Consider the following 15,915-nt stretch of genomic DNA (forward strand, 5'->3'; position numbering starts at 1 on the left):
TAGTCGGTCAGGCGGCCAGGCAGAGCCCGTTGTACGGCGTGTTCGACGCCCTGCGACCGGTGTGCCGCTGTCGGTCCAGCTCCCCGTGGGCCAGCGACAGCAGGTCACCGAGGCCCAGGCCGAGGGCTTGGGCGGCGGCCGCGAGGACCTCCGACGAGGCCTCCTTGCGGCCGCGCTCGACCTCGGAGAGGTAGGGCATCGAGATCCGCGCCGCGTCGGCCACGTCCTTGAGCGTGCGCTCCTGGGCGAGGCGCTCGCGACGCAGGACGTCACCGACCAGGTCGCGCCACAGGGGTTCCTTGGAGGCAGGAGCCGGGGGCAGCGGGTGGGGTGGGGTCGTGGCGGGGCGTGCGGACACTGGGCGTTCGGACACGGTGGGGGTCCCCCCGCTCGAGCGAAGCCGAGAGTGGGGGAGGGCGGTCCCGGGGCGCGCGGCAGGCGGGCGCAGGGGGATGACGCGGGCTTGGTTCGGCGCTTGGTTGCTCACCTCTCCAGCCTAAATTTGCTGGCCGTCAGGGGAAGACTTCGGCATTCTGCCCTGGGTGGAATCGCGGATGCGAAGGGTGTGGACACGGTGCTGCGTGAGACGTTCAACGAGGATGCGGAGCTGTACGACCGGGCTCGGCCCGGCTATCCCCGCGCCCTGATCGAGGACCTGGCTCGCACGGCATCCCTCGACCCCGGCAGCCGTGTTCTGGAGGTTGCTCCCGGCACCGGCAAACTCACGGTCCCGCTGGCGGAGTTGGGCTGTCGTGTCACCGCCGTGGAGTTGGGCGACGCGATGGCGGCCGTGGCCCGGCGGCAGCTCGGCATGTTCCCCGACGTGGACGTACAGGTGGCCGAGTTCGAGCGCTGGCCGCTGCCGCGTGAGCCGTTCGACCTGGTGGTGTGCGCCACCGCCTTCCACTGGCTCGACCCGGCCGTGCGGGTGGAGAAGGCGGCGGACGCGCTGGCCCCCGGGGGACATCTCGCGGTCGTCACCACGGAACATGTGGCGGGCGGCAACAGCACCACGGACTTCTTCAACCGGGCCCAGGCCTGCTACGAACGTTGGGATCCGGCCACACCGCCGGGGCTGCGGCTCCAGGAGGCATCCGAAATCCCCACGGACACCGCCGAGTTCGAGCGCTGCCCGCGCTTCGGGAACGTCACGGTGACCCGGTACGCCCAGGACATCACCTACACCGCCGACCAGTACATCGACGTACTGCTCACCTACTCCGGTCACCGCGCCCTCGACAGCACGCTCCGCGAGGGCCTGCTGACCTGCATCCGCGAACTGATCGAGACCCACTACGACGGCCGCGTCACCAAGCGCCACCTCCACGAGCTGATCACCGCGCCCCGGGTGGAGGCCTGAGCGATTTCCCGCCACGGGGACACGCGACGGGCATGTGCGGTCACTCACCGGGTACGCGCAAGGTGAGGGACCTGCGGGAGTTCGTCGTCCGGTGGCCCGAACGCGCATACGTTGTCGTGATGCGGGTACTTACCAGCCTCGAACGCCGAGCAGGACCCGAGACAACCCAGGCCGAAGAGGCAGACGTCGAGCCGTGAACTCGTGGGAGAGGTAATGGACACCGCTGTCAGCGCCGTGGTCCGGCCGGAGACACAGGTCACCGAGAAGACCGCCGGGGCCAGGACGGGTGAGGGACCACTGCCGGGAGTCGAGGAACCACGGGCCGTTGCTCCGCGCGACGCGCGGGAGCTGTCCCGCCAGTTCTTCCAGCGCCTGTCGGAACTCGAGGAAGGCACACACGAGTACCAGTACGCGCGCAACACACTCATCGAGATGAACATGTCGTTGGTGCGGTTCGCGGCCGGCCGGTTCCGGGGCCGCGGCGACGACATGGAGGACATCGTCCAGACCGGCATGATCGGCCTGATCAAGGCCATCGACCGGTTCGAGGTCTCGCGGGAGGTCGAGTTCACGTCATTCGCGCTGCCCTACATCGTCGGCGAGATCAAGCGGTTCTTCCGTGACACGACCTGGGCCGTGCACGTACCGCGGCGGCTTCAGGAACTGCGGGTCGAACTGGCCAAGGCGCGCGAGGAGCTCGCGAGCCGGCTGGACCGCGAGCCGACGGTCGCCGAACTCGCCACGCTGATGAACATCGCCGACAGCGAGGTGATCGAGGCCCAGATCGCCTCCAACGGCTACAACTCCTCGTCCCTGGACGCCGCGCTCACCGGCGACGGGCCCGAGGGCGGCGAAGCGGTCCTCGCCGACTTCATCGGCGTGGAGGAGAACGGGCTGCGGCTCGTCGAGGACTTCCAGTCACTCGCGCCGCTGATGGCCGAGCTCAGCGAGCGCGACCGGCAGATCATCCACATGCGGTTCGTGGAGGAGGCCACCCAGTCTGAGATCGGCGAGCGCCTCGGCTGCTCGCAGATGCATGTGTCCCGGCTGATCAAGCGGATCATCGCGCGGCTGCGCGAGGGCATGCTGGGCGAGCTGGGCTGCGCCTGACCCGGGCATCCGGAAGCGGGTGCCGCCTCCCTGTGCAGGTCCTCCCTGTGCAGGTCCGGGACGGCACCCGCGCCCGACGGCCCGTCGGGCTCACTCCTTGCTGAAGCCCAGAACGGCGCGCACGCGCTTGCCGACCGGCACACGCTCCACGGCGACGTCCGCCGCCAGCGCGTGGACTATCTCCAGGCCGTGCCGGCCGACGCGTTCGGGATCCCTGGGGAAGCGCCGGGGCAGTGCGGCGCTGCTGTCGTAGACCACCACCGCCACTCCGGCGTCGGTGCCTTCCAGCTCCAGGATGTACGGGCCTCTGCTGTGCCGGTCCGCGTTGGTGACGAGTTCACTCACCACGAGCAGGACCTCGTCGTGGGCGCGGTCGTCGATGGCCGCGCACCACTCGGTTCTGAGCTGCCCGAGGAAGTGCGCGGCGAAGGACCGCGCCTCGGCGATGCATCCGGGCTCGCCGGTGTAGTGTGCCGCCCGCCGTAGCGGTTCCACGGGCACGTCGAAACCAGTCGGTATCACTGCCCCGCCCAGGTGCTCGATCATGCGTTTCTCTCTCGAAAAGCCGGACTGGCCGGACGCTGCTGCACCAGTGCTCGTACCCCGAGCGGCGCGCGGCAGTCTTCGGGCTGCGTCACACCCCCGGGGACACCGCCGTCGACCCGGCTGTGCTGTACATGTTCGCCGACTGTGTCGTGTCGGATGCGAGCGGGGCCGGTGACTCCGGCTCGGCCGTCGGAGGTTCGCTCGTCGGGGGCTCGGTGGAGGGCGTCTCGGAGCCCGGCGCCGACGAGGACGGGGCGGTCGAGGTCGGCGGGCACGGGGTCGTCGAGCCGCTGGGGGTTCCGGTGGCCGTGGTGGGCGACGAGACGCAGGGCGACGGGGAGGACGGTGACGTCGGCGGCGTCGTCGGAGTGGACATGCTCACCGACGGGGAGGGCTGGTGCGCCGGCGGGTCGGTCTTCTGGTCCTTGTCGCCGGTGTCGCCGGGGTGGCGGGAGAACCAGTCGTCGCGGTCGGGGTCGTAGACCACGAAGATGTTGATGACCGTCACGGAAGGCGCGACCACGACGACGTTCGAGGGGCGGTACGACGACCAGGAGTCGCCGGTGTGCCGGGGGGTCGTCTGCTGGGCGACGGGCGGGCCGAGCGGGTTGCCGCAGGCGCAGCGCACCCGGGGTACCCCGTGGTCGTCCACGAGAACTGCCGTGCCCGCCTGCAGGACGGCCTGGTAGCTGGTGGCGGCGCCGTCGCGGTAGCCGTGGTTGGTGACGCGGGTGTCCATGCGCAGTTGCAGGGGCGTGAGCGAGCGCAGGTAGGCCGGGACTCCGGACGGGGCGACGCCGGCGACCGAGGCGAACGCCTTGTTCTTCGCCGGGGCCGCCTGGAGGGCCTTGATCTGCTTCTCCACATCGCAGCTGGAGACGTTGCGGGTGCCGCCGTAGAGGCCGGGCGCCCCGCCGTCGACGCCGCGTACCGCGTTCGCGGGCGCGGACTCGGTGGTCGGGGAGGCGGAGACCGGTGGGGCGGAGCTGTCCGTCGCGGTCGACTCGGTGAAGGGGTCGGGGCCGGTCTTGGCTGCGGCCTGCAGGAAGACCTCGCCGCTCGCCTGGTTCGAGCCGCCGTCGGAGCGGGTGAGGACGACCGCCAGGACCACGGCGGCCACCACGGCGGTGGCGAGCACCGCGACGCGGGGCACGGATCTCCACCAGGGCCGGTGGGGTTCCGGCTCGGGCGCTCCGCCGCTGCTGCCCGGGGGCTGCGAGGGCGGGCCCGAGGGCGGCTGCGAGGGGCCCGACAGCGGGCCGGAGGGCGGTCCTGTGGGGCGGCCCGAGGACGGAGGTTCGACGCTCACGAGGTCTTCTTCCCGACGTGGGATTCCTGCGGCGTTCAATCGGCGTCCGATGAGCTTTCGCCATGTTTGTACCGCTTTGTTCCACGACGAACCCATTGTGTGCTCCAGTCCGGTACGGCTCGCAAGCCGACGCGGACGGCCCTCCCGGCGGGCGCGGCGCGCGGGCGCTGCTTAGCGTGGCAGGGTGAGCTCGCGAACCCTCTCCGACCAGGCAGTCGTCGCCCGCCACGGCTGGGTCCAGGCCGTGGCCACGGTTCTGGGCGCGCTGGTGGCCATGGGGGTCACGGCCGGGCTCGGACTGTGGGCGGCCGGTGCGTCGGACCTTCCGGACAACGCGTTCCCGCGGGTCGTCGCGGCGACCGTGGTCACGGCCGTCGGCGGCACGATCGAGCTGTCGGGCAACGCGGGAGCGCTCGCCGACACCCAGGCCGGGCTCACCGTGATCCCGCTGTCGGTCACGCTGGTCGGCGCGCTGGTTCTCGGCGCGGGTTTCCTGCGCCCGCTGCGGCACCGGGCGGTCGCGGGAGCCGCGGAACTGGCCGGCTGGGCCGCTCGGATCGCAGTCCTGTGGCTGCTCACGCTCCTCGGACTGGCCTACGGAGCCCGCCAGACCTTCGAGCTGTCCCTCGGGGGCGACACACTCGCCGATCTCGGCGACCTGTTCGGTGTCTCGCCGAAGGTCGGCTTCAAGACCGACGTGCCGCTGACCGTGCTGTTCGGCCTGCTGTGGCTGGCGGGTGTGCTGGTGCTGGCCCTGCTGGTGTCGCGCGGGGCCGCGTTGCCTGCCCGGCTGCTGCGTTTCCAGGAGTCGGTGCGGCCGGCGGCGTACGCCATGGTCGTGCTGCTGCTCGCCTACGTCGTCCTCGGGACCGTCATCGCCCTCGTGGTGGCGGTGACGCGCGGGCATGCGGCCGAGACGCTCGCCGTGGTCCTGTTGGGCATGCCCAACCTGGTCTGGCTCACGCTCACGATCGGGCTCGGCGCCACCTGGAACGGCCGGGTGGAAGGCCCGTTCGGGCTGCCGATGCCGCATGTGCTGGACGAGGTGCTGCGTTCCTCGGACACCGCCGCGCTCAACCTGCGCACGCTCGCCGAGCACGACGGCCGGGTGTGGTGGCTGGTGGTCGTCGACGCCGTGCTGCTGCTGGCCGCCGCGTTCCTGATGGCGGCGCGCTCCCCCGCCCGGATGCGGGCCTGGCAGCACGCCGTGCACATGGCGGTCGCGGTCGCGCTCACAGTGCTGATGATCTGCCTCGTCGGCCGGATCTCCGCGCAGTACGGCCTGTCGGTGCTCGGCATCGGCGACCTCGGCGGCGACCTGGGCGGAGATCTCTTCCTGAAGCCCGAGTTGTGGGCCGCGGTCGGGCTCGGCCTGTTGTGGGGGCTGGTCACCGGGTTCCTCGGCGCGCTGCTGGCGCGGCCGGTGCGGCGTAAAGGTGAGCTCAAAACCGGCTGACGCGTACCGCCGGGCGTGACAGGGTGCGCTCAGCCGAGGAAAGGGCAGGACATGACGCTGGCTCTCGAAGACCGCCTGGCCGTCACCGAGTTGATCGCAGTGCACGGCCACCTGGTGGACGCCGGGGAGCTCGACCGGGCGGTCGAGGTCTTCACCACGGACGTCGTCTACGACCTGTCCGACTTCGGCCAAGGTGAGGTCACCGGGCTTGCCGCGCTCAAGGACACGGCGTTGGCGTCGGGTGCGGGGAACCCTGTCGCGCATCACGTCACCAACGTGGTGGTCGAGGAGGTGTCCGAGGGCAGGGTCCGCGCCCGCTCCAAGGGCCTGGGGGTCATGGCGGACGGCTCGTGCGGGTCGGTGACGTACGAGGATGTGGTGGTCCGGGTCGACGCGGGCTGGCGGATCAGCCACCGCACGGTGCGGGCGCGGCGCGTGCCGTTGAACGGCCTGGGGCAGGATTGAGGGGCTGAGCGAGGCCAGAAGTCCGGTGCGGCAGCGCCCTGAAGGGGCGCGGGGCTGTGTCGATATGCGGCTCCGCCGAGGGGCGCGACCAGCCACAACGGACCCGCGGTCGACGCACCGGCCATCCGGCGGAGCGCTCAGTGCTCACGGAAGACCGGTTCGGCCCACCGGGGCGGCGGCTGCGGCGCGGCCACATCCGGTTCCACGGCTCTCAGGGCGACCTCCGTCGGCAGGTGACCGCCCTCCGCGGCTGCTCGCAGGGCGGCGACGAAGGCGAGGCAAGAATCGTGGCGGTCGTCGGGGGCCTTGGCGAGGGCCTTCGCGAACGCGGCATCGAGCGGTGCCGGGAGGTCGGGCCGGGATTCGGTCAGCGCGGGCGGCGCGTCGTACTGGTGGGCCCACAGCAGGGCCATGTCGTCGTCGCGGCGGAAGGGCGGGCGGCCCGCCAGGGTCTCGTAGACGACGCAGGCGAGGCCGTAGACGTCGCAGCGTCCGTCGACCGGGCGGCCCGAGATCTGCTCGGGGGCCACGTAGTCGAGCGTGCCGACGAACTGGCCGACCGTCGTGAACCCGGTCAGGGACAGCGACTTCTTCGTGAGGCCGAAGTCGGTGAGGTAGACGTGCTCGGGGTGGTCGCTGTCGGTGCCGCGGGCGACCAGGATGTTGCCGGGCTTCACGTCCCGGTGGACCAGCCCGTGCTCGTGGGCCGCGTCGAGCGCGGAGGCGACCTGGGCGGCGATCCGCAGGGCGGTCGCGAGGGGCAACGGCCCCTGTCTGTCGAGCAGATGGCGCAGGTCGCTGCCGGCGACGAACCGCATCGCGATGTACAGGACGCCGTCCGTCTCGCCTGCCTCGAAGACCGGCACGATATTGGGGTGGTCGATCGCGGCGGCCACCCGGGACTCGTGGCTGAAGCGCTTGCGGAAGGTGTCGTTGCGGGCGAGTTCGGGGGCGAGCAGCTTGAGCGCGACGGTCCGGTCCAGGCGCAGGTCCCGGGCCCGGTAGACGACGGCCATGCCGCCGCGGCCGATCTCGCGCTCGATGCGGTAGCCCGCCACCTGCCGGCCGATCAGTTCGGAGGGACGGCCCGAGAACAGGCTCGTCTCACGTGCCATCGGGGATCACGACCTGGGTGGGGGCGTGGCCGGGATCCTCGGCTGCGGCACGGGGTCCGTCGTCGGTCGCGTAGGTGCTCAGCCGGGTCCCGTCCGCGTACACCCACCGCGCGTGCGCGGCGTCGTACAGCCACACGGACTCCCCGTCGACGACCACGCCGATCCGCAGTCCTCGCGTACGGCCCTGGAAGGCCTCGCCGTCGAGGCCGCCGGCGGCGAGCTCGTCGACGGCGACCCGGTAGCGGGAGAGCGTCTCGTCGGCGCGGGCCAGCAGGGGGCGCGGGTCGGCGGTGCGGGTCAGGGGGCTTTCGGCCGCGGGCGGGTCCTGCGGCACGGCGAGCAGGAAGCGGGCGTCGACCCAGGCCGACCAGCCGTTGGCGCACAGGACGTGTCCCCAGTCGCCGCGCCGCTCTACGAGCCGGACCGGCAGCAGCGGGTCGAGGGGCAGTGTGGGCCGGGCGGGGTCGGGGGCCTCCCAGGCGGGCATGCCGATGCCGGGGACGACGTGGGTGGGACGGAAGCCGGGGGTCGTCATCACGCTCCTACTTCCGCATCACGGCAGGTTCGTGCCGGCGCAGCAGCCGGGCGACCACGAAGCCGAAGGCTCCCGACAGCACGATCAGCATGGCGATGTTGAGCAGCCACACCCCGGCCGAGTGCCGGAACAGGGGATCGCCGGTCAGCTCGCCCGGCACGATCCGGGCCAGCCCGACGGTGCCGGCCATCGCGCCGAGCGCCCACCGCGAGGGCACCAGCCAGGACAGCTGCTCGATCCCGGGCACGCCGTCGAGCTTCAACAGGGCGCCGCAGAAGACCACTTGGACGATGGCGAGGAGCACGAGCAGCGGCATCGTCACCTCCTCCTTGCGCACCATCGCGGAGACCAGCAGGCCGAGCATCATCGCTGTGAACGCCAGCAGGGCGACGGCGACGGTGATCTCGACAAGGGGTGGCATCAACACGCCTTCGCCGCCGGGAGCGTTGAGGTCCACGCCGAGCAGGGCGACCAGGGTCAGCACCACGGCCTGCAGCACGGTGATCGTCCCGAGGACCACCACCTTCGACATCAGGTACGCCGATCTGGACAGCCCGACCGCCCGCTCGCGCTGGTAGATGGTGCGCTCCTTGACGAGTTCGCGCACCGCGTTCGCCGCACCGGTGAGCACTCCGCCGACGCACAGGATGAGCAGCGCGTTCATCGCGGTCTCCTGCGTCAGCTTGCTGCCCGCGAGGGCCCGGGCCATCGCGCCCATCACGAACGGCAGCGCGATCATGATGACGAGGAAGGTCCGGTCGGCGCCGAGTGCGGCCGTGTAGCGGCGGACGAGCGTGCCGAGCTGGGCGGACCGGCTGCGTGGCCTCGGCGGGGGCGCGATGATGACCGGCTCCGAGCGGGGCAGCCGGGGCTGTGCGCTCGCGTCGGTGACGTACCGCCGCTGGAGGGGCGAGGTGCGGAAGTCGGTCGCCCAGTCCCGGTCCCGGTCCCGCTCGAAGGCCTCGAAGGCCTCCGGCCACTGCTCGAAGCCGAAGTAGGCGAGGGCGTCCTCGGGCGGGCCGTAGTAGGCGATCTTCCCGCCAGGCGCGAGGACGAGGAGGCGGTCGCAGACGTCGAGACTCAGGACGCTGTGGGTGACCACGATGACGGTACGCCCGTCGTCGGCGAGGCCGCGCAGCATGTGCATCACGGAGCGGTCCATGCCGGGGTCGAGGCCGGAGGTCGGTTCGTCGAGGAAGAGCAGGGACGGCTTGGTGAGCAGCTCGAGGGCCACACTGACCCGCTTGCGCTGTCCGCCCGAGAGACTGTGCACGGGCTGGGCGGCGCGCTGTTCCAGGCCGAGTTCCCGGATGACCTCGTCGACCCGGGCCCGGCGCTCGGCCTTCGCGGTGTCCTGGGGGAAGCGCAGTTCGGCGGCGTAGGACAGGGCGCTGCGGACGGTCAGCTGGGCGTGCAGGATGTCGTCCTGCGGGACGAGGCCGATGCGCTGGCGCAGTTCCGCGTAGTCGCGATAGAGGTCGCGGCCGTCGTAGAGGACGGTGCCGTGGTCGGCGGGCCGCTGACCGGTCAGGGCGTTCAGGAGCGTGGACTTTCCGGCGCCGCTCGGGCCGACGACCGCGAGCAGGCACTTCTCCCCCACCGGGAAGGACACGTCGTCGAGCAGCGTCTTGCGGCCGTGGTCGACGGCGACCGTGAGGTCCTGGACGTCCAGGGAGACCTCGCCGGTGTCGACGAACTCCTGGAGCTGGTCGCCGACGAGGCAGAACGCCGAGTGGCCGATGCCGACGATGTCACCGGGACCGAGCGGGGCGCGGACGACGGGTCCGCCGTTGAGGAACGTGCCGTTGTGGCTGCCGAGGTCGGCGATCTCGTACGTCCCGTCGGGCAGGGCGCGCAGTTCGGCATGGTGGCGGGAGACGACCAGATCGTCGATGACGAGGTCGTTGTCGTCGGCGCGGCCGATGCGGACGGTACGGGTGGGCAGGGGCCGTACGGCGGTGGGCTGCCGGAAGGTGCCGGTCAGGCCTGGCATCGAGACGGCCGACGGGCGCTCCGGGGCCGGGGCGGGGCGCCCGACCAGGACCGCGCACGGGCCGTCGGAGGCGCTGCCGAAACGGATCACGCTGCCCGGCCCCACGCCCCACTCGTGGATGCGGCGGCCGTCGGCGAAGGTGCCGTTGGTGCTGTTCTCGTCCTCGATGGTCCAGTGGTCGTCCTCGGGCCGCAGCACCGCGTGGTGCCACGAGACCCGGGCATCGTCGATCACGACGTCGCTCAACGGGTCGCGCCCGACGTGATAGTCGTGGCTCGGACTCATCACCGTGGAGCCGGTGTCCGTCTCCAGGACGAGTTCGGGCGCCGTCGGTGCCATCGACCGATCCACCATGCCTGAATTCTACCGATTCACCCGGATCGGCGCCCGGCGTCAAACGTCAGGCGACGGGCGTGAACAGCATGGAGGCGGTCCGCTGCATGCGCAGGGCGTCCACGGACTCGGCCAGCAGCTCGTACTCGGTGGTGTCGTCGGTGGCGGCGATCCGCACCAGCCGCCCCGCCGCCAACTCCTCGGCACACAGCTCCTGTTGGGACATGTCGCCGCACCAGGTGCGCAGTACGGCAGGTACGTCGAGCACGGTGTCGGCGACCGGGGCGAGCGCGCCGGACGGAAAGTGCTCGGCCTCGGGCTGAGGGTCTAAACGATCCGCGATCCAACAGGCACGGTCCCGTAACCACCACAGGGCGAGGGCGAGGGTGGGAGCCCGGTAGGTTCCCAGTGGTACGCCGATCCGCCGGCCGTCGCAGGTGCCGTATCCCGTGACATGGCACAGGAACTCGTCGTGCACGATCCACTCCCCCGCTGCTTCGCTAGCCTTGTGGGCTGGGCCTCGCTTTCCGTGCGGCTCAGGTACTGCGCGGCTCATGCGCTGTGCGTGACGGACCCTTCGCTGGATGTGAGGGTCCTGTCAGTTGAGTATGTTCACTACCGAAACACTGTCACCACGAATTTCCGGCCAGTCTCCTGGCATATTCAGCGCCACCTCTTGGCCGAAAAATGACGCGTACACGTCGGCGGCGTCATTACCCGAGGGGTAATCGACCTTCCCGGCCGGTGCGGGCATGGTTGCGGTACCGGGTCGCCGTGAGCGGGGATCCCGGTTCCTACCAGCAGAAACGACCTCGACGGAGGCTGATTCCCCATGTCTGCGAACACCGACCGTTACGAGAGTGCCGTCGCCCGTTACTTCGAGGCTTGGAACGCGCGTGAACCCCAGGCGCGGGTGAAAGCGGTGGCCGTCGCCTGGGCCGCGGACGGCAGTTACACCGATCCACTGGCCGATGTCCGCGGCCACGAGCAGATCGCGGCCGTGATCGCTGCGGCCCACGACCAGTTCCCGGGGTTCGCCTTCCGGCTCACCGGGGCCGTCGACGGGCACCACGACACGGCGCGCTTCTCCTGGGAGCTGGTGAGCGAGGCTGGGGGTACCCCCTCTGAGGGAGGCTCGGCACCCGTGGCCGGCTCCGACGTGGTCACGCTGAACGCCGAGGGCCGGATCAAGGACGTGCTCGGGTTCCTGGACCGGGTGCCGGCGGGGGCGTGAGGGGTCGAGAGTCGCGATGAGTTTTCCGGCTTCCGGTGGTCTCTTGAAGAGGAGAGCACCGGAAGCGGAGGACACCATGAGTACGACCGGAAAAGTGGACGCGGAATTCGCCGCGGTCCTGAGCAGGAGCCCGGAGAAAGGCAGCTGGACGTGTGTCCGCTGGCCCGCCTCCGTCGAGTTCTTCGGCACCCGAGGGCTGGTCAAGGTTCGCGGGACGATCGACGGGCACCCCTTCCAGAGCTCCTTCATGGCTCTCGGGGACGGCACCCACATGCTGCCTGTGAAGGCCGAGGTGCGGCGGGCGATCGGGAAGGAGGCCGGTGAGTCGGTCACCGTCCGGATTCAGGAGCGGCTGAGCTGAGGCGCCGTGTCCATGACGTAGCCCTTGTGCTTGTCGACCACGTTCAGCAGCCCGTGCCCCTCGCTCCTGCGTCTGAGGTTGTCCAGGAAGAGGTCCGCCAGGTCGGCCCGCCAGCCGGTCACCTCGCCCGCCGTGTGCGGAGAGACGATCACGCCGGGCATGTCCCACAGCGGTGAGGCGGCGGGCAGCGGTTCCTGCGCGAAGACGTCCAGGGCCGCTCCGGCGAGCCGACCGTCCGCGAGGTGACGCACCAGCGCCTCCTCGTCGACGAGGGCGCCGCGTCCGACGTTGACCAGACGGGCGCCGGGCTTCATCGCGGCGAGGACGGAGGCGTCGACCATGCAGCGGGTGGCCGGGGTGAGCGGGGCCGCGAGGACGACGTAGTCCGCTTCGGCCAGCGCGGCCGCGAGGCTCGTCCTGTCGTGCACCGTGCCGAAGTCCGGGTCGTCGGCTCTCGCGGTGCGCCCGGCGCCCACCACCCGCATACCGACGGCACGCAGCATGCGGGCGACGGCCCGGCCGATCGGGCCCGTGCCCCACACCAGCGCCGACCGGCCGCCGATGCGTTCGCTGTCGCGCGGCCGCCACTCGCGGCGCCGCTGATGCTCCCAGGTGCCGGGGAAGTCCTTGGCGAGGGCGAGGACCAGGCCGAGGACGTACTCGGCGATGGCGCCGTCGTACACGCCGCGCGAGTTGGTCAGCGTCACCTCCGGGTTGTCGACCAGCGCCGGGAAGAGCAGCGGGTCCACGCCGGCGGCGGCCACGTGCACCCAGTCGGGGGCCAGGGCCGGGTCCGCCGGCCAGGCCTCGGCCACCACCGTGGTGATCGAGTGCCAGCAGAAGACGACGTCCGCGCCGGGCAGGAGGAGCGGCAGCTCCTCCTCGGTGGCGTACACCGTGTCCGCGAGGCGTTCGATGTCCTCCGCGTTCGGCGGCAGGATGCCGTGGTGCAGGACGACGAGCCGGTCAGCCACGGCCGTCCACCACGGGGATGGCGAGGTACTTGTACTCCAGGAACTCGTCGATGCCGATACGCCCGCCCTCGCGGCCCAGCCCGGACTGTTTGACTCCGCCGAAGGGTGCTGCGGGGTTGGAGACCAGGCCGGTGTTGATGCCGACCATGCCGGTCTCCAGGCGCTCGCCCACGCGCAGGGCGCGGTCGATGTCGCGGGTGAACAGGTAGCCGACCAGGCCCCATTCGGTGTCGTTGGCGGCGCGTACGACCTCGTCCTCCTCGTCGAAGGTGAGGATCGCGGCCACCGGTCCGAAGATCTCCGCGGCCATCAGCTCCGAGTCCGGGCGAACCTCGGTGATCACCGTCGGCGGGTAGAAGTGGCCCGGCCCGTCCGGGACTTCGCCTCCGGTGAGCACCTTGGCGCCGCGCGTCACCGCGTCCTGGACGAGACCGTCGGCCTTGGCCCGGCCGGCGGCGTCGATCAACGGGCCCACCTGGGAGCCGGTTTCGGTGCCGGGGCCGACGGAGAGAGCGGCCATGCGCTCGGCGAGCCGGGCGGCGAACGCGTCCACGACCGACCGGTGGACGAAGAAGCGGTTGGCGGCGGTGCACGCCTCGCCCATGTTCCGCATCTTCGCGACCATGGCGCCGTCTACGGCCCGGTCGAGGTCGGCGTCCTCGAAGACGATGAAGGGCGCGTTGCCGCCGAGCTCCATGGACGTCCGTACGACGGTGTCGGCGCACTGGGCCAGGAGCAGCCGTCCGACCTGCGTCGAGCCGGTGAAGGACAGTTTGCGCACGCCGCCGCCGCGCAGCAGGGGTTCGACCACGTCGGCGGCGTCCGTGGTGGTCACGACGTTGAGCACACCGGCCGGGAGTCCGGCCTCGGTGAGGATCTGAGCGAGTGCCAGAGTGGAGAGCGGGGTCTGTGGGGCGGGCTTGAGGACCATGGTGCAGCCCGCCGCGATCGCGGGGCCGATCTTGCGGGTGCCCATGGCGAGCGGGAAGTTCCACGGGGTGATCAGCAGGCAGGGGCCGACCGGCTGGCGCATGACCAGGACGCGGTTGGCTCCGTCAGGGGTCCGGGTGAGTCCGCCGTCGATGCGTACGGCCTCCTCGGAGAACCAGCGGAAGAACTCGGCCGCGTAGCCGACCTCGCCGCGCGCCTCGGTCAGCGGCTTGCCCATCTCCAGGGTCATCAGGAGGGCGAGGTCCTCGCGCCGGTCGAGGAGGATCTCGTAGGCGCGGCGCAGGATCTCGCTGCGCTCGCGGGGTGCGGTGGCGGCCCAGGCCTCCTGCGCCGCGACCGCCGCGTCGAGGGCACGTCGCCCGTCGGCGGGCGAGGCGTCGGCGACCTCGCACAGCTGCTCGCCGGTCGCCGGGTTGTCGACGGCGAAACGGCCGCCCTCGGCCGCGTCCTGCCAACTCCCCCCGATGAACAGCTGCTTGGGGACGGTGTCGACGACGTGGGTGGTGGTCATCAGCGGGTGCCTCCGGGCGGGTTCGGGGGGACATCCATCACCCTGTGGGTGATGGGGTGCGAGGGTCAAGGAACAGAGTGTCCACTCGGGGTTCGCCGAGGGAACACGGTGTTCATTGACGGTGGCCGTCCGCTGAACCAGGGTGATGGCCAACCCCGGATCGCCTCATCAGCGCTGATCCGCCCCGCGTACAGCGGCGTACGCATTCGAATGCTTGACGCACGACCTCCTCCGCTCCGGTCCCCCTGCCGGCGCGCGTCCCCTCGCAGCCTCCGCGTCCCCCAGGAGCCTCAAGCATGTCCGTGACCTCATCAGCAACCACAGGCGGAGCCTCGTCGCTCGACGACGGGCCCATCACCTCCTTCCACCGCCGGATCATGCTCGTCGCGATGGGCGGCCCGTTCTGCGACGGCTATCTGCTCGGCGTGATGGGTGTCGCCCTCGGCCTCATCACCCCGGCACTCGCCCTCGACACCCTGTGGACCGGCCTGATCGCCGCGTCCGTCCTGGTCGGGGTGTTCCTCGGCGGTGCGGTCTTCGGCCCGATCACCGACCGGGTGGGCCGCCATCTCATGTACGTCCTCAACCTGGCCGCGTTCGTGGTCTTCTCGGCGCTCCAGTTCTTCGTCACCGAGGCGTGGCAGCTCATGGTGCTGCGGCTGCTGATCGGCATCGCGATCGGCGCCGACTACCCCATCGCCTCCGCCCTGACGACCGAGTTGGTCCCCCGGCGGATGCGCGGCCCGGCCCTGTCCGGTCTGGTGCTGGCCTGGTGGGTGGGGTACGGCGTGAGCTACTGGGCGGGCTGGGCGCTGACCGGTCTCGGCGACGACTCGTGGCGCTGGATGCTGGCCTCGGGTGTCGTGCCGGCGCTGATCTTCCTCGTCTTCCGGGCGGGCATCCCCGAGTCGCCGCGCTGGCTGGCCTCGCGCGGCCGGATCGAGGAGGCGCGAGCGGTCGTACGCAAGCACCTGGGCCAGGACGTCGACACCGACGAACTCGTCTCCGAGACGCGACAGGAGCAGCGCAGCGGTTCCGGTCTCGGCAACCTCGTCGAGATCTTCAAACGCGGCTACACGGTCCCGGTCGTCTTCTGTTCCGTCTTCTGGATCTGTCAGGTCGCGCCCGCCTTCGCGGTCCGCTCCTTCCAGCCGCAGATGCTGTCCGCGTTCGGCGTGGAGAGCACGTACGGCGCCAGCGCGCTGATCACCACGATCGCGGTGGCGGGCATCGCGCTCGGCCTGGTGGTCGTCAACCGGATCGGCCGCCGCTCGCTGCTGATCAGCACGTTCATCTGCATCAACGTCTCGCTCATCGCCCTGGCCGTGCTGCCGCTGCACTGGGCGTTCCTGGTGGTGGCGCTGTTCGCCGCCTTCCAGTTCTTCGAGGCGGCCGGCAGCGGCCTGCAGTTCGTCTACCCGAGCGAGCTGTTCCCGACCGACCTCAGGGCCACGGGCGTCGGCATCGCCACCGCGATGAGCCGGGTCGGATCCGCCACCTCCACCTTCCTGCTCCCCATCGCCGCCGAGGACCTGGGCGTGCGCGGCACGCTGGGCGTCGCGGTGGTGATCACCCTGGCGGGACTCGTCGTGTCGTACTTCCTCGCCCCCGAGACCAAGGACCTGGGGCTGGCCGAGGCCAGCAGCCGTTCCTGAACACCCC

Annotated in this window: 16 protein-coding genes; 7 read left to right on the forward strand and 9 right to left on the reverse strand. The window is 71.1% G+C overall.

The features are described 5' to 3' along the window. Positions 1-7: 7 nt before the first annotated feature. On the reverse strand, positions 8-487 hold the full coding sequence (locus IG08_RS62745) for a helix-turn-helix domain-containing protein (protein ID WP_030613707.1): 480 nt from the start codon (positions 485-487) through the stop codon (positions 8-10). Positions 488-574: 87 nt separating this feature from the next. Here IG08_RS62745 and IG08_RS0137770 point away from each other — a divergent pair, with 87 nt between their 5' ends. Together IG08_RS0137770 and IG08_RS0137775 are read left to right on the forward strand one after the other, a co-directional pair. Then, entirely contained in the window at positions 575-1,360 is a 786-nt protein-coding gene (locus IG08_RS0137770; protein ID WP_030613710.1) for a class I SAM-dependent methyltransferase, read from the forward strand. Between the two features lie 213 nt (positions 1,361-1,573). Further along, positions 1,574-2,470, forward strand: a complete 897-nt coding sequence (locus tag IG08_RS0137775; RefSeq protein WP_030613713.1) for an RNA polymerase sigma factor SigF — start codon at positions 1,574-1,576, stop codon at positions 2,468-2,470. A 90-nt stretch (positions 2,471-2,560) separates the two neighbouring features. Here the strand turns inward: IG08_RS0137775 and IG08_RS0137780 are convergent, their stop codons facing one another. Both IG08_RS0137780 and IG08_RS0137785 read right to left on the reverse strand, forming a co-directional pair. Beyond that, positions 2,561-3,016, reverse strand: coding sequence for an ATP-binding protein (locus IG08_RS0137780; RefSeq protein WP_030613716.1), 456 nt, complete (start codon positions 3,014-3,016; stop codon positions 2,561-2,563). 88 nt (positions 3,017-3,104) lie between these two features. Then, a complete protein-coding gene (locus IG08_RS0137785; RefSeq protein WP_030613719.1) occupies positions 3,105-4,325 on the reverse strand; it encodes a DUF6777 domain-containing protein in 1,221 nt (406 codons plus the stop codon). A gap of 184 nt (positions 4,326-4,509) precedes the next feature. On the opposite strand from IG08_RS0137785, the gene IG08_RS0137790 reads away from it, so the two are divergent. Together IG08_RS0137790 and IG08_RS0137795 are read left to right on the forward strand one after the other, a co-directional pair. After that, on the forward strand, positions 4,510-5,781 hold the full coding sequence (locus tag IG08_RS0137790; protein WP_030613722.1) for a streptophobe family protein: 1,272 nt from the start codon (positions 4,510-4,512) through the stop codon (positions 5,779-5,781). Positions 5,782-5,832: 51 nt separating this feature from the next. Continuing rightward, a complete protein-coding gene (locus tag IG08_RS0137795; protein ID WP_030613725.1) occupies positions 5,833-6,246 on the forward strand; it encodes a nuclear transport factor 2 family protein in 414 nt (137 codons plus the stop codon). A 137-nt stretch (positions 6,247-6,383) separates the two neighbouring features. Here IG08_RS0137795 and IG08_RS0137800 read toward each other — a convergent pair whose 3' ends face one another. Genes IG08_RS0137800 through IG08_RS0137815 form a run of 4 tightly spaced genes read right to left on the reverse strand, consistent with a single transcriptional unit; the run spans position 6,384 to position 10,700 of the window. After that, positions 6,384-7,361 (reverse strand): serine/threonine-protein kinase, encoded by a 978-nt coding sequence (locus IG08_RS0137800; protein ID WP_030613726.1) that lies wholly within the window; start codon positions 7,359-7,361, stop codon positions 6,384-6,386. Then, positions 7,351-7,896, reverse strand: coding sequence for a hypothetical protein (locus IG08_RS0137805; RefSeq protein ID WP_030613729.1), 546 nt, complete (start codon positions 7,894-7,896; stop codon positions 7,351-7,353). Before IG08_RS0137805 ends, IG08_RS0137800 begins: the two co-directional genes overlap by 11 nt. A 7-nt stretch (positions 7,897-7,903) precedes the next feature. Further along, positions 7,904-10,243: an ABC transporter ATP-binding protein/permease gene (locus IG08_RS0137810; protein WP_030613732.1), complete on the reverse strand. Its 2,340-nt coding sequence runs from the start codon at positions 10,241-10,243 to the stop codon at positions 7,904-7,906. A gap of 46 nt (positions 10,244-10,289) precedes the next feature. Beyond that, entirely contained in the window at positions 10,290-10,700 is a 411-nt protein-coding gene (locus IG08_RS0137815) for a hypothetical protein (RefSeq protein ID WP_030613735.1), read from the reverse strand. Between the two features lie 354 nt (positions 10,701-11,054). Here IG08_RS0137815 and IG08_RS0137820 point away from each other — a divergent pair, with 354 nt between their 5' ends. Further along, positions 11,055-11,456: a nuclear transport factor 2 family protein gene (locus tag IG08_RS0137820; RefSeq protein WP_030613738.1), complete on the forward strand. Its 402-nt coding sequence runs from the start codon at positions 11,055-11,057 to the stop codon at positions 11,454-11,456. A 76-nt stretch (positions 11,457-11,532) separates the two neighbouring features. Then, positions 11,533-11,817, forward strand: a complete 285-nt coding sequence (locus tag IG08_RS0137825; RefSeq protein ID WP_030613742.1) for a DUF1905 domain-containing protein — start codon at positions 11,533-11,535, stop codon at positions 11,815-11,817. Here IG08_RS0137825 and IG08_RS0137830 read toward each other — a convergent pair. Beyond that, positions 11,799-12,791, reverse strand: a complete 993-nt coding sequence (locus IG08_RS0137830) for a D-2-hydroxyacid dehydrogenase (RefSeq protein WP_030613747.1) — start codon at positions 12,789-12,791, stop codon at positions 11,799-11,801. The genes IG08_RS0137825 and IG08_RS0137830 overlap by 19 nt on opposite strands. Further along, positions 12,784-14,253 (reverse strand): NAD-dependent succinate-semialdehyde dehydrogenase, encoded by a 1,470-nt coding sequence (locus IG08_RS0137835; protein WP_030613750.1) that lies wholly within the window; start codon positions 14,251-14,253, stop codon positions 12,784-12,786. Before IG08_RS0137835 ends, IG08_RS0137830 begins: the two co-directional genes overlap by 8 nt. 296 nt (positions 14,254-14,549) lie before the next feature. On the opposite strand from IG08_RS0137835, the gene IG08_RS0137840 reads away from it, so the two are divergent. Then, complete coding sequence (locus IG08_RS0137840; RefSeq protein ID WP_052425019.1) at positions 14,550-15,908, forward strand: MFS transporter; 1,359 nt, start codon at positions 14,550-14,552, stop codon at positions 15,906-15,908. Positions 15,909-15,915 lie beyond the last annotated feature (7 nt).

The organism is Streptomyces fulvoviolaceus (assembly GCF_000718165.1).
In the GTDB taxonomy this organism is placed as follows: Bacteria; Actinomycetota; Actinomycetes; order Streptomycetales; family Streptomycetaceae; genus Streptomyces; species Streptomyces fulvoviolaceus.